Raw genomic sequence first — 15,990 nt, forward strand, 5'->3', positions numbered from 1 at the left:
AATTCAATTAAAATGAGTAAATTTACCTATTTCTTTTGATTTACTCAATTGAAAAAGAGCCCTTTAGCTGAAGGGCTCTTTTCACTCTGTCTATTCAACTTTAAATTTACTGATCAAATCACGCAATTCTTCTGCCATTGATGAAAGTGTAGCAGAGGACGAGCTGATTTCTTCCATAGATGCGAGCTGTTCTTCTGCTGAAGCCGCAATGTCTTGAATATTTGCCGAGCTTTCACGTGATACGTCTGCAATCTCACGAACTGCCTCTGACACATGTGCAGAGCCATTTGAAAGCTGGATAACTGTTTGATTCATTGTTTGAAGCTTGTCAGAAATTTCTTTTGTCGTTTCGAAAATATTGTGGAAGCTGACTCTTGTTTGTTCAGTGAAGCTTAAGCCTGATTGAACTTCTTTATTCACCGCAGTGAATACTTCCTGTGATACATCAATGTCTTGAACGATTTCTTTAATCAAATTCTCGATTTCTTTTGCCGAATTGGCTGATTGAACCGCCAGTTTTCTTACTTCTTCTGCTACAACGGAGAAGCCTCTGCCAGATTCACCAGCTCTTGCTGCCTCAATTGCTGCATTTAGCGCAAGTAGATTCGTTTGGTCGGCAATTCCATTGATGACACCTAGAATTTGTGTAATGTCTTTTGATTTACTTTCAAGAGCGCTGATGACGTTCTCTGCTTTTTTCACGGATTGATCAATGACATTCATTTGAGAGGCGGTTTTTTCGACAAGCTGTCCGCCTTCCCCTGCGATATCTGTTGATTTGATCGATGAAGCAGTAATGGATTCAGCTGACTCATTCATGTGCTGAAGGCCACGGTTCATTTCATCTAACTCTTCTGAGCTCGATTCGACTTTATCATTTTGACTTTCGTTTCCATTTGAGAATTGTTCAATGGCTAGTGTAATATGCTCTGTTGCTTTACTTGTTTGCCCTGCGCTGGCGGTCAGTTCTTCTGAGGAAGAAGCGACATTTTCGACTGAGGTTTGGACGGCACCAATGAGGGTTCTTAATGAGTCAATCATTGTATTAAAGCCTTTTCCAACTTGGCCAATTTCGTCATCTGATTGGATCTGAAGTTTATCGCGCAAATCACCTTCGCTGACTTTTTTCGAGAAGCGGGCAAGGTTGGATAATCTTTTAGATATAGAGCGGACGATAAAGAAGATGAGGGTACCTGCTACGATAAGTGTCACACTGAACACAATAATGGCTGTATTGAAAACGGGCTTTGCTGCATCTTCTACTTCTGATACGAGCATCGTTCCACCGATTTTCCAGCCAGTTAATTCGTTGGTCACATACGCAACCTTTTTATCTACACCTTTGAGTGTGTAGCTGCCGCTTCCTTCTTTGTTTTGATAAATAATATTTGCTAGATTCTCATTGACCTGACTTCCTGCCTTTTGGGTCGGATCTGCTAAAACTGTTTTATCTTTCTCCATAATGAAGGCATAGCCTTTTTGCCCAATTTTGATTTCTTTTAACTTTTGAATCAAGGTGTCAATTTCCATATCAAGTCCAATAACACCTGAGCCATCTTTCATTTTTTGAGTAATGGTGATGACCATCTTGCCTGTAGAAGCTGCTACATATGGTTTTGTGATGACTTGTTTGCCGTTTTCTGCCTTGAGCGCTTCTTGATACCATGGGCGCTCTCTTGGATCGTAGCCATCAGGCATCTTTTGAACAGGATATTGCATAAACAATCCTTTTTCGGAGCCTGCATAGATAGCGGAAACATCTTTTTCATTAATTTTTCCAAATTGCTGCAATTCTTTAATGGTCGCACTTCTATTTTTTTCTTGAAGATTAGACGCTTTGAGTGAGTCTGTAAACAGAGCCACAGCATCTGCTTTATTTCCTATATTCTCATTGATTAAAGTATCAAATGCATTGACTTGACTCATTGCACTGCCCATAATCTGTTTGTCTAGCTCTGTCTTTGATGTAAAAAACGCACTAATTGTCAGTGCAGTGGTTGGCAGGATAAGGACTACCAAAAAAGCCATAATTAATTTTTTTGAAATGGATGGTTTTTTTAACCATTGGATCATTTTCCCCATTTTCTCTTTCCCCCTTTACTTCTCTAAAGTTATTATCGGATGAAAGGTTTAATTTTACAGGCTAGACATGCTGTTTAAAAATAAAAAAAATACCCAGACAATTCTGGGTATTTTTTCATCGTTTTTTAATCAATTTTGAATTGACTTGTGAGCTCTTTTAGTTCCTCTGCCATGTTAGCAAGTGTCACTGAAGAAGATGAAATTTCTTCCATAGAAGCCAATTGCTCTTCAGCAGAAGCCGCAATATCCTGAATGTTTGCTGCACTTTCTCTAGAGACTTGGCGCATCTCCTGCATAGCTTGTGAAACTAACTTCGAACCGCTCGATAGATCAATGGCTGTATCGTTTAATTGCGTCAGTTTTTTCGACATTCCTTCTGCCGCCTCATAAATGTTCTGGAAGCTTTCTTTTGCTTCCTCTGTCATTCCGAGACCTGCATGTACTTCTCGATTGACCGTTTTGAACATATCTTGAGATTTAGCAATTTCTAACACAATTTCTTGAATGAGCTTTTCTATTTCTTTCGCTGAGTCTGCCGATTGAACAGCTAGTTTTCTCACTTCTTCTGCCACGACAGAGAAGCCGCGTCCTGATTCGCCTGCTCTTGCTGCTTCGATGGCTGCATTTAACGCAAGAAGATTCGTTTGATCTGCAATGCCGTTAATGACATTTAAAATGCTCGTAATATCTTTAGACTTATATTCTAATTGCTTCATCACTTGTTCTGCTTCTTGTACAGATGTATCAATATGTTTCATTTGGCTCGCTGTGCTTTCAACAATTCGGCCGCCTTGACCAGCTGCCTCTGTCGATTGAAGTGAGACAGAAGCCACTTCTGATGACGTTTGTGACATGCCTTGTAATCCTTCATTCATTGCCACAAGCTGATTCGTACTAGATTCGACTTTCTCGTTTTGTGCTTCATTTCCATTTGAAAATTGTTCAATCGACATTGTGATATGCTCGGTTGCTTGACTTGTTTGGCTGGCACTTGCCGTCAGCTCCTCGGAAGCGGAAGCCACATTGTCGACAGATTGCTGTACTGCTCGAATGACGTCACGAAGGGATTCACTCATTTTGCTAAAGCTTCTTGTGAGATCTCCAATTTCATCCTTCGATTTCGTTTCAAGGGTTTCGGTTAAATCACCTTCACTCACCTTTTCTGAGAAATCAACAAGTTTTCGAAGTCCAATTGTGATGGAGCGAACGATAAAGAAGATCGCAATACCGCCAAGGATAAAAGAAGAAATTAAAAGAATAATGGCAGAATTCCAAACTGGCTGTGCTGCTTCTTCTGTTTCTGATACAAACATCGTTCCAGCAATTTTCCAACCTGTTAAATCATTTGTCACAAAAACGAGACGTTTTTGTTCTCCTTTATTCTCATAAGTTGACGTTCCTTCTTTTCCGCTGTAAAGGATAGATGAAATATTTTCAGTGACCTTAGATCCTGATTTTTCTTCTGGATGAGCTACAATTTGCTTGTTTCTATTTGCAATAATTGGATATCCTTCTCGTCCAATTTTAATGTCTTTGATTTTATCGACAATGTCTTGCACATCAATGTCAATTCCGATCGCTCCCGATCCATCCTTCAGACGCTGGGCAATCGTGACAACCATGCCGTTTGTTGTAGCAGAGATGTACGGATTGGTAACGACTGGCTTACCACTGTCATCCTGCATAGCTAGTTGATACCAATCGCGCGTTGTTGGATCATAGCCTTTTGGCATGTCTACTTTAGGAAACTGAATGAAATCACGCTTTTTACTCGCTGCATAAAACCCAACCACATCTTCATCATTGATTTTACTGTATATCTCGAAATGCTCATACAGTTCATCCTGATTGTTTTTCTTAAAGTCTGCAGCAGAAGATGTTTCAGTAAACAGTTTGACTGCATTTTCCTTATTCACAAGCTTTTGCTGGATCATGTCATTCAGTTCATTGACTCTTGCATTTGCTCCATACATAATTTCATGATCTAATTCTTCTTTGGCAATCTGATATGAAATCGTACTGAGTGTAATAATTGGCAAGACAAGAACGAGAGTGAATGAAATAATCAGTCTCTTAGAAATCGATGGTTTTTTCAACCATTTTAGTGCATTTTTCATGTTTTTCCTCCTTTTAAACGATATGTTATATATCGGACAGGTTCATATTATTTTCATGTTTTTCAAATAAAAAGGATGCCTTTTTGTTTATTTCCACAAATTGATTCCTTGCCCAAGCACCCTGCATACGCTAATACAAAAGGGGGCGCTTTTTATATGATTATCCTTTCAGGACAGCCAGTGACAAATGAGCAACTCGCTTCATTTCAGCTAGAAGGACAAAAGCGGATCATTCTGATGCAGTTACAAGCCTCAAATGATACATTCCGCTACAGGCAAGCATCTGATTTGTTATTTGAAGTCACATTGAGATCAAACATTATGAATGCTGCAAGAGATTTGAATAAAAGTGGTGCCTCATTTGCCATTTTTCAAAGGTCTCGTGCTAATGACGCCTTTTGGCGCGTATCTGAAGCAGGAGCACTAGAGCTGCGCTATCAAGTCGAACCATCTAGGGGCATTAAAGACATTTTTGAAAATGGCTCACAATATGCATTTGAATGTGCCACCGCCATTGTCATCGTCTTTTATATGGGCGTCTTGCAAACGGTAGGAGACGAGAAGTTTAACCGAAGGCTTCGCAGTTTAACCCTGTATGACTGGCATTATGATACATTGTCGATTTATACAGAGCGCGGGAATGATTTTATCTATGGGGATTGCTTATATTTCGAGAATCCAGAGTTTAGCTATCAGCAGTCACAGTGGCGCGGGGAAAATGTGATTTACTTAGGAGAAGATCAATATTACGGACATGGACTTGGGATTTTAACAGCGGCAGAAATTATCGATAAATTGAATAAGAGAAGGCGTCCAGGTGCTGTTCAATCTGCATATCTATTGCCGCAGACTACTCGGATGGATGTGATTTATCTCAGGCAAATGTTTGGCAGCTAAAAAAAGCCTCTTGTCTAATGATTATGACAAGGGGCTTTTGTATGCCTTGCGATTACGATAATCTTGCAGTGTGCCAAGCATCGTGTTCGCAAGGATCTCCATTTTTTCTAAATCTTTTCTTGTGACCGGCGGATCGTGCCGGCTCCATTTTACATAACGAACAAAATAGTAATGACGAATGGGCGTAAGGACGGCAGGAGAGTGCGGAAATTCATCAAACCAAAATTCAATTTGTCCTTTTTTTCGGTATGAATGTTTTAAAATGTCCATCCTTTCACACCACCTGATTTTATATGTGCGTCAGTCCATGCATGATCTCCTCAACGGTTAAAATCGAGTGAATACGGCCAACGCCCTGTCCTGCCCAAAGGGCCATTTGATCAGGGTTTCCCGCCGCAGCGGCTGCTTTTCGCATCGGTGTCGTCCATACATGCTGAACCGGATAAGGAAGAACCCTATCTTCATTTTGTCTTTCTTCCTCCATCCACTCATTCACAATACCTCTTGCTCTTTTCCCTGAAAAAAGCCTCGTGATCTTTGTTTCACTGCTTTCTGCCTGTAAAATTGCCTTTTTATATACGTCTGCCGCAGCACTTTCCTGACTGGCTAAAAAGCGTGTACCGATTTGCACCGCATCCGCTCCAAGTGCTAGGGCGGCTTCTACGCCTACTCGATCTGTGATTCCGCCTGCGGCGATCAATGGCACATGACAGAGCGGCTTGACGTCAGAGATCAGGCTAAATAATCCCACAAGAGCATCTCCTTTTGCAGGTAAAAAGGTCCCTCGGTGCCCCCCTGCTTCACTTCCTTGCAGAACAATGGCATCCATCCCTTTTTCCTCTAAAAGCAGTGCTTCCTCTTTTGTTGTGGCGGTTCCGATTAAAAAGATCCCCTTTTGTTTTAAACGATGTATCGTTTGTTCATTTGGACAAGAGAAGGTAAAGGAAACAATCGGTACGTCTTCTTCCAAAAGAATGTTGATTTTCAGTTCAAAATCATGCCACAATTCCTCTTCGCTCAGCAGTCTATCAGCTACTGGTCTTGCTGGCAGTCTCTTCTCCCAAAATGCCACATCCTCTTTTTTGACTTCAGAAATTGGCTCTGGTACAAATACATTAACCTGGAACTGGCGAGTGGTCAGCTGTTTGACCTGTTTGATCTGCTGCCTCAAATGGTCAGGCTGCACATATCCACTTGCCAAACTGCCAAGTCCTCCGCATTGCGAAACAGCGGCTGCCAGCTCCGGTGTCACGGCTCCTCCTGCCATTGGTGCTTGGATGATCCCATATTTGATTTGCAGTAATTTCGTCATATCCCCCATTTATTTCCCCCATCTCTTACTCGTTTGATGACACCTGTATATAAAAGTGGCGATGTCTCGGCCCGTCAAATTCACAGAAATAAATTCCCTGCCATGTGCCAAGGACAAGATCACCATGATGAATGAGAACATGTTGCGAGGCACCCATATAGCTCGCTTTCATATGGGCGGCTGTATTCCCTTCCATATGGCGGTCCTTCGGATGTTCCCACGGAAAGACTTCGTCAAGCCTCCGAAGCATATCTCGTTTCACATCTGGGTCCGCATTTTCATTAATGGTTATACCTGCTGTCGTATGCGGACAGTAGACGATGACACTTCCGTTTTGAATACCTGTTTCCTTGACATATTGATGGACCTCGCTGGTCACGTCGATCATCTCATCACGTCCATTTGTTTGAATATTGATTTTTTTCATTTGAGCGGCTCCTTTTTTCATTTCTATCAAACCATACCCTTTTTATGTGAAATCAATCACTGTTGATCGGTAGAAGGCATTATCTTACCTAAAGTTTACCAAGTAAAAAAACCCCGTCAAGAGTTACGAGGTTTTTAGGAAAAGTGGACCTTTTTGATTTCAATGGTCCGAATATGATGGTCTTCCGCATCTATGATGGTAAATTCACAGCCTTCTGCTTCAATCGTATCGCCAATTTCAATATCAAATTTATGTGTCATCATCCAGCCAGCAATTGTATCAACATCATCATGATCTATCGCTAAATCCAATAAATCATTTACTTCATCAATCAAGGCTTTTCCATCCATAACATAGTGGAAGTCACCTTTTTTGACGATATGAGGTGTTTCATCCTGATCGTATTCGTCACGAATTTCGCCCACGATTTCCTCTAATATGTCCTCTACTGTGACAAGCCCGGCTGTTCCTCCATATTCGTCTACGAGCACTGACATATGAATTCGTTCCTTTTGCATCAAAATGAGCAATTCTTGAACAGGTGTACTTTCAATCACCCGAATGACTGGACGCATTAAGTCTTCAATCGTCACATCTTGATTGAGGAAACTCGCCTTAAACACATCTTTGCTATTGATGACACCAATCACATGATCTTTATCTTCTTTTATGACGGGGTAACGTGTGTATCTTTCGTTTAGCATATAATGCGTCACATCATCGAGTGTCTGTTCAATCTCTATCGCTGAAATTTCTGTACGAGGGATCATAATCTCTCTCGCCACTCGGTTATCAAATTCAAATATTTTATTCACATACTTGTACTCAGATTGGTTAATCTCGCCCTTTTCATAGCTTTCAGATAAAATAAGGCGCAATTCCTCCTCACTGATCGCCACTTCATGTTCTTTGACAGAATGAAAACCGAATAATTTCACAATGCCTCGTGCCGCCCCATTTAATGCTTTAATGAACGGGTACATGACTCTATAGAAAAAGATGAGTGGCTTTGCTGTCACAAGACTGACCGCCTCTGCCTTTTGAATGGCAATCGTTTTAGGCGCTAGTTCTCCCACAACGACATGTAAAAATGTAATGATCACAAATGCGATGATAAATGATAGGATGTCAGTTAATGCGGAATGAAGCCCCAGTTTCTCAAACAGCGGATGCAGAAAATGCTCGACCGTCGGCTCGCCCAGCCACCCTAAGCCTAAAGCCGTGATCGTAATACCGAGTTGACAGGCGGATAAATATTCGTCGAGATTTGATATGAGCTTTTGTACGTGAATGGCTCTCTTATCACCGCTTTCAATCAACTGATTGATTTTAGAGCCTCTAATTTTCACAATCGCAAATTCAGTGACAACAAAAAATGCTGTCGCAGCAATGAGTAATATGACTAAAAATACGTTTAAAATATACAAAAAAACCCTTACCTAACAACGGTAAGGGCTCACCTCCTCTGGCATCAATTAATCATTACGGCCATTTAGGAAGATCATTACAAAACGGAGCAATTCAAACAAGGAGACAAGGGCTGCTGCGACGTACGTAAGAGCTGCAGCATTTAACACCTTGTTCACGCCTCTTTCTTCACTGCTTCTAATGATTCCTTCTGAAACAATGATATCTTTCGCACGAGAACTTGCATTAAACTCGACAGGCAATGTCACAAGCTGAAAGAACACAGCCGCTGAGAACAAAATGATTCCAAGCCCGATTAAGTTAAGGCTGCCAAGTAAAATTCCACCAAGGAAAAGAAGCGGGGCAACACCAGATGCAAAGTTCACGACAGGAAAGATCTTATGTCTCAAGACAAGCGCACCATAGGATTCCTGATGCTGCAAGGCATGTCCAACTTCGTGTGATGCGACTGAAATGGCCGAAATGGAATGGCCGTAGTACACAGGTTCAGATAAGCGAACCACACGCTGCGTCGGGTCGTAATGATCAGTCAAAGTTCCTCTTACCGGTTCAACAGGCACGTCGTATAACCCGTTGCGATCTAAAATATGTCGAGCGGTTTCCGCACCTGTTTTCATACTGGATGCTTCAACCTTTGAATACTTTTCAAAATTATTCTTTACTTTAAATTGTGCCCAAAATGATAATCCCAATGCGGCAAAAGTTAAAAAATAAAAAAACAGCATGCTCATCAGCTTCCTTTTTATTTTATATATTTATTTACAATTTTAATGACTTTTATGTAACGTGTACAGAAAAAAGCACTAGGTCTTTTTAAGGGGGATCACCACGCCAATGAAAAAGAAGAATACACCTAAGCATGCTGTATAAAAGGTGACCGTTCCGTATAACTTTTGAAAAAAGTGCAGCCAAGAAAAATCATTCATAAAATGATTCACCGCATTTAAGTCAAACACAAGTAAGATCACAGCTGATGATAAAAAATGAGCACCGATAAAAAGAAGTACGGTCTTTTGAACAAACGACATTCGCATTCCCTCCTTCTTCTCTCTTATTTTAAGATATGGGAACTACATGACGAAGATGAAAAAATGTTCCTCAATCGGGCATACTGACATTAGCAGTCTCCTGAAAGGAAGAGTCCAATGAAATCAAACCGAATCTTTATCGCTTGGCTAAGGTGGCCACTTTATCTTCGAATTGCCGTCATCATTTGTTTCTTACTTCTTTTTTTTGGACAATTAATCGTTTTTCTCGAACCGAAGCAGTATCATACAATCTTTGATGGAATCTGGTGGGCAGTCATTACAGTTTCTACAGTGGGCTATGGTGATTTTGTGCCGCAAACCATGCCCGGACAAGTCGCGGGTATGGCTTTAATATTTATCGGTGCAAGCTTTGTCACAGCTTATTTCGCTACACTTGCCGCCGCTGTGTTCAGCAAACAGCACCATTACGTAGAAGGAAAGGTCGCCTTTAAGGGGAAAGGACATCTCATTATCGTCGGCTGGAATGAGAAAACGAACAAAATGCTTCAGTCATTTCAAATGATTGACCAAGCTATGCCGATTGTCCTGATTGATGACTCCTTGAAGGAAGGGCCTCTTCTAGAGAATGTTCATTTTATTAAAGGACATGGCACCGAAGATGGCACACTGCGCAAAGCCAATATTTCAGGTGCAGATGCGCTGATGATTACCGCAGATCAGCATGAGAATGAAGTGACAGCTGATATGCAGAGTGTTTTAACATTACTTGCAGCAAAAGGATTAAACCCTTCACTCTACTGTTTAATTGAAATCTTAACAGATCGTTACGTGAAAAATGCCGAGCGTGCTGGCGCCAATCAAGTCATTCATACCTCTGATGCAGTCAATCATTTAATGGTCGAGCATTTTCTTTTAAAGGAACAGTTCAAAGCGTTACAGAAAAAACGTCATATGACATTGCATAAACAAGTCACCATCATACCAGTTCCAGCTTCATTAGCCGGAGAAACATTCTTAACAGCGCTCCATCACTTTTTAGAGCATCATGTGATCGTTGTCGGTATACAAAAAAAAGAAGGACCCATGATGAATCCTCCCTTTGATTATGAGCTGCATCCTGAGGATGAACTGATCAGCCTTTAAAGCAGTGCGTCTTCTAATTCCTTGACGAGTGAAAAGCCAATCTCAGTATAAGCTTTTGATACATCTCCATCTTTCTCTTTTGGTTCTTGGAATTGGTTAAAGGATGCGCCAACATTTCCAACCATCGCATGATCATCTAACTTATCTTGATATACATGCTTTAAGAGAAATGGATCTCCCAATTTCACCACAACGCCTGGCTGATCTAGCTGGCCCTTTTCTGCTGTAAAAGGAACTCTAAGAAAAGTATAGCCGTCACGATTATCAATTTTATAATCAAAATACCCGTGATCATAATCCCAGTTACCATTAATGACATAACCGAGCGGCTTCATCATCTCTTCTAAATGGTAAAGTGAAAAACTTTCACCAGGCAGCCTGGATGGTACATGAATCATACGAAACCCTCCTTTTTGTCTAATAGGTTTCGTTAAAGAGAGGAATTCATACATCTACCTCTCGTGATTTGTACATTGTTTGAAAAATTGGCATCAAATAAGCTTTGATTGGATGATTGATTTGTCTCGTTCGCACTGCCGGAACCTGCTGTTTCCTTCGTAGCACTCATAGGACAAATTCGCCCGACATTACCAAAGTTGACGATTGCCTGACCAGAAATATCGTGAATGTAAATATGATTCGTTCTCATGTTTCACCCTCCTCTACTCATTATTCTATGTACAGAGCGTGAGGAGGCTTGCACAGGAACCGTGAGAAAATAAAAAAGGCACACCTTTTAATAAGGTGTGCCTCAATTATTCTTACGATTGTTTCAGACGGCTTTCAAGCTCGGCTTTTTTCTCTTCGAAGCCTGGTTTTCCCAATAAAGCAAACATATTCACTTTATAAGCTTCTACGCCAGGTTGGTCAAATGGATTGACGCCTAGTAAATATCCAGACATCGCGCATGCTTTCTCAAAGAAGTAAACGAGATATCCGAAGGTATAAGCATCCATTTCAGGAATTGTGACGATCAAATTCGGTACTTTTCCATCTGTATGAGCAAGCATCGTTCCTTCAAATGCTTTTTTATTAACGAAATCAACCGTTTTTCCTGCTAGGTAGTTCAAGCCATCAAGGTCTTGTTCTTCTGCTTCAATGACAAGTTCATGACGGGGCTTGTCTACATTCACGATTGTTTCAAACAAGTCTCTTCTTCCTTCTTGGACATATTGACCAAGTGAATGAAGATCTGTTGAGAAGTTCGCAGAGGAAGGGTAGATTCCCTTTTCATCTTTCCCTTCACTTTCACCGAATAATTGTTTCCACCATTCAGCAAAATATTGCAATCCTGGCTCATAGTTAATCAGCATTTCAATCGTTCTGCCTTTATTGTAAAGGACATTACGAACAACAGCATATTGGTATGCCGCATTCTCAGAAAGCTCAGATGAAGCAAAGTCTTCGCTTGCTTTTGCCGCACCTTCCATCATCTGATCAATGTCTGCACCGCTCACAGCGATTGGTAATAGGCCTACTGCTGTTAAGACTGAATAACGTCCACCTACATCATCAGGGATGATAAATGATTCGTAGCCTTCTTCTGTTGCTAATGTTTTCAATGCACCGCGTGCTTTGTCAGTTGTTGCATAAATACGTTTTTTCGCTTCTTCGGCACCATATTTTTCAATGAGGAGCTTTTTAAAGATGCGGAACGCAATCGCAGGCTCTGTTGTTGTACCAGATTTTGAAATGACGTTAATAGAGAAATCGGCATCTTCCAATAGATCCATCACATCTGTTAAATAAGAAGAACTGATGTTGTTTCCAATAAAGATGATTTGCGGCGTCTTGCGTTTGCCTTTTGGCAGCGTGTTATAGAAAGAGTGGTTCAAAAATTCAATTGCCGCACGTGCGCCGAGATAAGAACCGCCGATTCCAACAACAAGCAAGACATCAGAGTCTGATTTAATTTTATCTGCACTTTTTTTAATGCGGGCAAATTCTTCGCGATCATATTGCTTCGGTAAGTCAACCCAACCTAAATAATCACTGCCTGTACCCGTTTGTTCATGAATATTATGATGGGCCACCTTCACAAAATCTTTTAAATATGTAAGCTCATGCTCTTGAAAGAAAGGTAACGCTTTTGAGTAGTCAAATTGAATATGTGTCATCGCTTGTAAGCCCTCCATTACGTTAGTTCTGTCCCTTTCACTTTAGCGGAACTGGCTATTGAAATCAAGTGATCGTCACTCCCATAGCAAAAAGCCGTTTCTCATAGAGAGAAACGGCACAAAGGATTATAAAGAAGCTTTCAAAATAGAAAGAATGTCATCACGGCCAAGTTTCATAAAGTTACCAAAACCACCATATTCCATTTCTTTCGCCGCAATGTCGGCAATTTTGTCCAGCTGATCTTCCCCAATGTCATAATCCGCTAGACGGCTTGGTGCACCGAGGCTTGTCCAGAAGGCTGATAGCTTGTCGATTCCTTCTAATGCGATATCACGATCAGATTTTCCTTCTGTCTCGATGTCAAACATGTTCAGCATAAGATGTTTAAAGCGTTCCACATTGTGATCAAGTGTATGACGCATCCAGTTTGGGAAGAGAATCGCAAGTCCGCCTGCATGCGGAATGTCATAGACAGCCGATACTGCATGCTCAATCGTATGGGAAGCCCAGTCGCCAAAGTAACCCATTTGCAGCGTGCCATTTAAAGCAATCGTTCCTGCGTAAAGGATCGTTTCACGGTGCTCATAGTTTTGTAAGTCTTCCAGCAGTTTTGGTGCTGTCTCAATGACTGTTTGAAGAACAGCAAAACACATCCGATCCTGTAAAGGCGTGTTTTTGACATTATGGAAGTATTGCTCGAAAACGTGGCTCATCATATCGACCATGCCGTACACCGTCTGGTTTTCTGGCACTGAATACGTGTGCTCAGGGTCTAAAATTGAAAAAGCAGGATGAGTGACGGAACTGCCCCACACATATTTTTCATTTGTTTCCCAGTTTGTGATGACAGAGTCTGGATTCATTTCTGAACCAGTTGCAGCAAGTGTCAGCACTGTGCCAAACGGCAATGCCTTTTGAGCGGTTGTTTTCTTTGAGATAATGTCCCACACATCTCCATCGTATTCTGCACCGGCTGCAATCGCTTTTGTACAGTCAATCACACTGCCACCGCCAACAGCTAATAAGAAATCAATATTTTCATTTTGGCAGATGTCGATTCCTTTTTTCACCGTAGTGAGGCGCGGATTTGGTTCAACACCTGACAGTTCAAATACTTCAGCTTCTGCTTCATTTAATGCGCGAATCACATTATCATATAGACCATTTTTCTTAATGCTGCCGCCACCATATACAAGTAACACTCGTTTTCCATAACGAGCGAGTTCGCTTTTGAGTCCTTCTAGTTGTCCTTTTCCAAACATTAATTTCGTTGGATTATAGTAAATAAAGTTTTCCATCTGTTGATACATCTCCTTACAGCGTATAGATCCAAAAACATGAAAGACTACTTTAACATATGTACACGTCGAACTCAAAAAAGATAACTGCTCGAAAGCAATTATCTTTTCATTGTTTAAATTATAAAGAAGCATTCAAAATAGCTAGAACGTCTTCTTTGTTTAGCTTTTTAAATTGACCAAATTCACCTCGTGCCATTGCACGATCTGCGATTAAATCAATTTTTTCATCGTTGATATCATAGTCAGCTAAACGGTTCGGTGCGCCAAGACTTGTCCAGAAAGCCGACAATTTGTCGATTCCTTCTAAGCCCACTTCTTCGTCTGTTTTGCCTGCAGGGTCCACATCGAATACGCGTACCGCTAATTGTTTAAAGCGGCCTGGGTTTTCCTGAATGACATGCTTCATCCAGTTCGGGAACAGGATCGCAAGTCCGCCTGCATGAGGGATATCATAAACAGCAGATACCGCATGCTCGATGTTGTGAGATGCCCAGTCACCACGTGCTCCCATTGACAGCATACCATTGAGCGCAATGGTTCCAGTGAATAAGATCGTTTCACGTAGCTCATAGTTCTCTAGATCGCCAATCAGCTTCGGTGCTGTTTCGATGACCGTACGAAGAAGTCCTTCACACATACGGTCTTGGTAAGGTGTATTTTCTGTGTGATGGAAATATTGTTCGAACACGTGAGACATCATGTCCACCATGCCATAAATCGTATGGTTTTTTGGCACTGTGAATGTGTTCACTGGATCAAGAATAGAGAATTTAGGGAAAACTGCTGGACTTCCCCAGCCATATTTCTCATTTGTTTCCCAGTTTGTGATCACAGACCCAGAGTTCATTTCAGAACCTGTTGCAGCAAGTGTTAACACCGTACCGAACGGAATGGCTTGCATTGGGACATGCTTACGCGTCACGATATCCCAAGCATCTCCATCATACTTCGCTCCGGCTGCGATTGCTTTCGTAGCATCAATCACACTACCGCCACCAACTGCCAAAATAAAGTCAACGTTGTTCTCTTTGCAAAGCTCAACGCCTTTTCTTACTGTTGTTAAGCGCGGGTTTGGCTCAACACCAGCAAGTTCAGTGATTGTAGCTCCTGATTCTTTTAGGATGCTGACAACTTGGTCATAAAGGCCGTTTCGTTTAATACTGCCTCCACCATATACAAGTAATACGTTTTTTCCGTAGTGTTTAAGTTCATCTGAAAGGGCTGAAACTTCTCCCTTTCCAAACATTAATTTCGTTGGGTTCCAATAAGTAAATCGATCCATTTGATCTCCTCCTCGCGCTACATTATGCGCCTCAATCATTCCAAAAGTAAAGTAATTTGCTTTAATCCATTTTCTTACGCATAGTTTGGCTAAAAATCTGCAAAATATAAATGTATTGATGCTGTAGCGAAAGGAGGAATCACGATGAGTGCTATTCAGCGTATTGCCCTCGTGCTCACGATTATCGGTGCTATTAACTGGGGACTAATCGGCTTTTTTCAATTTGACTTAGTAGCAGCGATCTTTGGCGGACAAGGCTCTGCATTATCACGTATTATTTATGGTCTTGTTGGAATTGCAGGTCTTATTAACCTTGGTCTGTTGTTCAAGCCAAGCGAAGAAGCTGTTCGCCGTGACGAGCCGAATCCAGAGGTTCGCTAAACAAAAAGACATAAAAAAAAGGCCGCCTATACGAGGCAGCCTAAGGCACCGTTTGACGCGGTGCTTTTTTTATTTCTTGATCAGATCTTTACGGTTAGATTGCTCAATCCACTCTTCAAGTTTATCTTTAAGTGTATTGAAACCTTGTGGTGCAGCAGCTTCTTCTTTCACTTGCTGTGGTCTTTGTTTCTTTGGCTTGCTTTCTTTTCTTTCTGGTGCATCTTGTGTCGCACGGATAGAAAGGCTGATTTTACCTGCATTTTCATCAACAGAAAGAACTTTTACTTGTACTTCGTCACCAATTGAAAGGTGCTCGTTGATGTCTTTTACAAAGCCATGTGTTACTTCAGAAATATGCACAAGTCCTTGAGTTTCTTCATCTAATGCAACAAACGCACCATACGCTTGTAATCCTGTTACTTTACCAGTGTAAACACTGCCTACTTCAAACTTTGTCGCCATGATAACAACTCCTAAATAAATGTTTTAATATTCGTTTATACGCAATTAAAA

At 41.2% G+C, this 15,990-nt stretch carries 17 protein-coding genes and 2 pseudogenes; 3 read left to right on the plus strand and 16 right to left on the minus strand.

All coding sequences use genetic code 11. The annotated features are described in order from the left end of the window. Window positions 1–90: 90 nt before the first annotated feature. From MHI35_RS18920 to MHI35_RS18935, 4 genes and pseudogenes are all read right to left on the minus strand, one after another. A complete protein-coding gene (locus tag MHI35_RS18920; protein ID WP_392387431.1) occupies window positions 91–1,041 on the minus strand; it encodes a methyl-accepting chemotaxis protein in 951 nt (316 codons plus the stop codon). Beyond that, a pseudogene (locus tag MHI35_RS18925) lies at window positions 1,036–2,082 on the minus strand (cache domain-containing protein); the annotation flags it as partial. The pseudogene MHI35_RS18925 and the gene MHI35_RS18920, both read right to left, overlap by 6 nt. 125 nt (window positions 2,083–2,207) lie before the next feature. Continuing rightward, complete coding sequence (locus MHI35_RS18930) at window positions 2,208–3,158, minus strand: methyl-accepting chemotaxis protein (RefSeq protein WP_417892662.1); 951 nt, start codon at window positions 3,156–3,158, stop codon at window positions 2,208–2,210. Continuing rightward, a pseudogene (locus MHI35_RS18935) lies at window positions 3,150–4,199 on the minus strand (cache domain-containing protein); the annotation flags it as partial. The pseudogene MHI35_RS18935 and the gene MHI35_RS18930, both read right to left, overlap by 9 nt. A gap of 156 nt (window positions 4,200–4,355) precedes the next feature. On the opposite strand from MHI35_RS18935, the gene MHI35_RS14310 reads away from it, so the two are divergent. Then, on the plus strand, window positions 4,356–5,096 hold the full coding sequence (locus MHI35_RS14310) for a protein-glutamine gamma-glutamyltransferase (RefSeq protein ID WP_012011070.1): 741 nt from the start codon (window positions 4,356–4,358) through the stop codon (window positions 5,094–5,096). 21 nt (window positions 5,097–5,117) lie between these two features. On the opposite strand, the gene MHI35_RS14315 is transcribed toward MHI35_RS14310, so the two are convergent. From MHI35_RS14315 to MHI35_RS14340, 6 genes are all read right to left on the minus strand, one after another. Beyond that, complete coding sequence (locus MHI35_RS14315) at window positions 5,118–5,366, minus strand: hypothetical protein (RefSeq protein ID WP_151020213.1); 249 nt, start codon at window positions 5,364–5,366, stop codon at window positions 5,118–5,120. Window positions 5,367–5,385: 19 nt separating this feature from the next. Then, window positions 5,386–6,417, minus strand: a complete 1,032-nt coding sequence (locus MHI35_RS14320; RefSeq protein WP_335349063.1) for a nitronate monooxygenase — start codon at window positions 6,415–6,417, stop codon at window positions 5,386–5,388. Between the two features lie 16 nt (window positions 6,418–6,433). After that, on the minus strand, window positions 6,434–6,835 hold the full coding sequence (locus tag MHI35_RS14325; RefSeq protein WP_335349064.1) for a secondary thiamine-phosphate synthase enzyme YjbQ: 402 nt from the start codon (window positions 6,833–6,835) through the stop codon (window positions 6,434–6,436). A 134-nt stretch (window positions 6,836–6,969) separates the two neighbouring features. Further along, window positions 6,970–8,262 carry a hemolysin family protein gene (locus tag MHI35_RS14330; RefSeq protein ID WP_335349065.1) on the minus strand — a complete coding sequence of 431 codons (1,293 nt, stop codon included), beginning with the start codon at window positions 8,260–8,262 and terminating at the stop codon, window positions 6,970–6,972. 48 nt (window positions 8,263–8,310) lie between these two features. Beyond that, window positions 8,311–8,985, minus strand: a complete 675-nt coding sequence (locus tag MHI35_RS14335) for a zinc metallopeptidase (RefSeq protein ID WP_041816317.1) — start codon at window positions 8,983–8,985, stop codon at window positions 8,311–8,313. An 81-nt stretch (window positions 8,986–9,066) separates the two neighbouring features. After that, complete coding sequence (locus MHI35_RS14340) at window positions 9,067–9,291, minus strand: hypothetical protein (RefSeq protein ID WP_335349066.1); 225 nt, start codon at window positions 9,289–9,291, stop codon at window positions 9,067–9,069. Between the two features lie 117 nt (window positions 9,292–9,408). On the opposite strand from MHI35_RS14340, the gene MHI35_RS14345 reads away from it, so the two are divergent. Beyond that, complete coding sequence (locus MHI35_RS14345; RefSeq protein WP_335349067.1) at window positions 9,409–10,395, plus strand: potassium channel family protein; 987 nt, start codon at window positions 9,409–9,411, stop codon at window positions 10,393–10,395. On the opposite strand, the gene MHI35_RS14350 is transcribed toward MHI35_RS14345, so the two are convergent. From MHI35_RS14350 to MHI35_RS14370, 5 genes are all read right to left on the minus strand, one after another. Continuing rightward, the gene (locus MHI35_RS14350) at window positions 10,392–10,793 is read right to left on the minus strand and encodes a YugN-like family protein (RefSeq protein ID WP_335349068.1); all 402 of its coding nucleotides are present in this window, start codon (window positions 10,791–10,793) and stop codon (window positions 10,392–10,394) included. The two genes, MHI35_RS14345 and MHI35_RS14350, sit on opposite strands and share 4 nt — an antisense overlap. 32 nt (window positions 10,794–10,825) lie before the next feature. Then, entirely contained in the window at window positions 10,826–11,044 is a 219-nt protein-coding gene (locus MHI35_RS14355) for a spore germination protein (protein ID WP_335349069.1), read from the minus strand. Between the two features lie 112 nt (window positions 11,045–11,156). Further along, the gene (locus MHI35_RS14360) at window positions 11,157–12,512 is read right to left on the minus strand and encodes a glucose-6-phosphate isomerase (protein ID WP_012011080.1); all 1,356 of its coding nucleotides are present in this window, start codon (window positions 12,510–12,512) and stop codon (window positions 11,157–11,159) included. Window positions 12,513–12,638: 126 nt separating this feature from the next. Further along, window positions 12,639–13,811 (minus strand): iron-containing alcohol dehydrogenase, encoded by a 1,173-nt coding sequence (locus MHI35_RS14365; RefSeq protein WP_211064056.1) that lies wholly within the window; start codon window positions 13,809–13,811, stop codon window positions 12,639–12,641. A 121-nt stretch (window positions 13,812–13,932) separates the two neighbouring features. Further along, a complete protein-coding gene (locus MHI35_RS14370) occupies window positions 13,933–15,096 on the minus strand; it encodes an iron-containing alcohol dehydrogenase (protein ID WP_335349070.1) in 1,164 nt (387 codons plus the stop codon). Between the two features lie 144 nt (window positions 15,097–15,240). On the opposite strand from MHI35_RS14370, the gene MHI35_RS14375 reads away from it, so the two are divergent. Beyond that, entirely contained in the window at window positions 15,241–15,477 is a 237-nt protein-coding gene (locus MHI35_RS14375) for a DUF378 domain-containing protein (RefSeq protein ID WP_211064055.1), read from the plus strand. A 69-nt stretch (window positions 15,478–15,546) separates the two neighbouring features. Here the strand turns inward: MHI35_RS14375 and yugI are convergent, their stop codons facing one another. Continuing rightward, window positions 15,547–15,939: a S1 domain-containing post-transcriptional regulator GSP13 gene (yugI, locus tag MHI35_RS14380; protein ID WP_007500519.1), complete on the minus strand. Its 393-nt coding sequence runs from the start codon at window positions 15,937–15,939 to the stop codon at window positions 15,547–15,549. Between the last annotated feature and the right edge of the window lie 51 nt (window positions 15,940–15,990).

Origin of the sequence: Bacillus sp. FSL K6-3459, assembly GCF_038003305.1 — a bacterium.
In the GTDB taxonomy this organism is placed as follows: Bacteria; Bacillota; Bacilli; order Bacillales; family Bacillaceae; genus Bacillus; species Bacillus pumilus_O.

Excerpts from the sequence above, each read along its gene's own strand:
- MHI35_RS18920 (WP_392387431.1), bottom strand. The coding sequence starts at position 1,041 with ATGATTGACTCATTAAGAACCCTCATTGGTGCCGTCCAAACCTCAGTC.
- MHI35_RS18930 (WP_417892662.1), bottom strand. The coding sequence starts at position 3,158 with ATGAGTGAATCCCTTCGTGACGTCATTCGAGCAGTACAGCAATCTGTC.
- MHI35_RS14310 (WP_012011070.1), top strand. The coding sequence starts at position 4,356 with ATGATTATCCTTTCAGGACAGCCAGTGACAAATGAGCAACTCGCTTCA.
- MHI35_RS14315 (WP_151020213.1), bottom strand. The coding sequence starts at position 5,366 with ATGGACATTTTAAAACATTCATACCGAAAAAAAGGACAAATTGAATTT.
- MHI35_RS14320 (WP_335349063.1), bottom strand. The coding sequence starts at position 6,417 with ATGGGGGATATGACGAAATTACTGCAAATCAAATATGGGATCATCCAA.
- MHI35_RS14325 (WP_335349064.1), bottom strand. The coding sequence starts at position 6,835 with ATGAAAAAAATCAATATTCAAACAAATGGACGTGATGAGATGATCGAC.
- MHI35_RS14340 (WP_335349066.1), bottom strand. The coding sequence starts at position 9,291 with ATGTCGTTTGTTCAAAAGACCGTACTTCTTTTTATCGGTGCTCATTTT.
- MHI35_RS14345 (WP_335349067.1), top strand. The coding sequence starts at position 9,409 with ATGAAATCAAACCGAATCTTTATCGCTTGGCTAAGGTGGCCACTTTAT.
- MHI35_RS14350 (WP_335349068.1), bottom strand. The coding sequence starts at position 10,793 with ATGATTCATGTACCATCCAGGCTGCCTGGTGAAAGTTTTTCACTTTAC.
- MHI35_RS14355 (WP_335349069.1), bottom strand. The coding sequence starts at position 11,044 with ATGAGAACGAATCATATTTACATTCACGATATTTCTGGTCAGGCAATC.
- MHI35_RS14360 (WP_012011080.1), bottom strand. The coding sequence starts at position 12,512 with ATGACACATATTCAATTTGACTACTCAAAAGCGTTACCTTTCTTTCAA.
- MHI35_RS14365 (WP_211064056.1), bottom strand. The coding sequence starts at position 13,811 with ATGGAAAACTTTATTTACTATAATCCAACGAAATTAATGTTTGGAAAA.
- MHI35_RS14370 (WP_335349070.1), bottom strand. The coding sequence starts at position 15,096 with ATGGATCGATTTACTTATTGGAACCCAACGAAATTAATGTTTGGAAAG.
- MHI35_RS14375 (WP_211064055.1), top strand. The coding sequence starts at position 15,241 with ATGAGTGCTATTCAGCGTATTGCCCTCGTGCTCACGATTATCGGTGCT.
- yugI (WP_007500519.1), bottom strand. The coding sequence starts at position 15,939 with ATGGCGACAAAGTTTGAAGTAGGCAGTGTTTACACTGGTAAAGTAACA.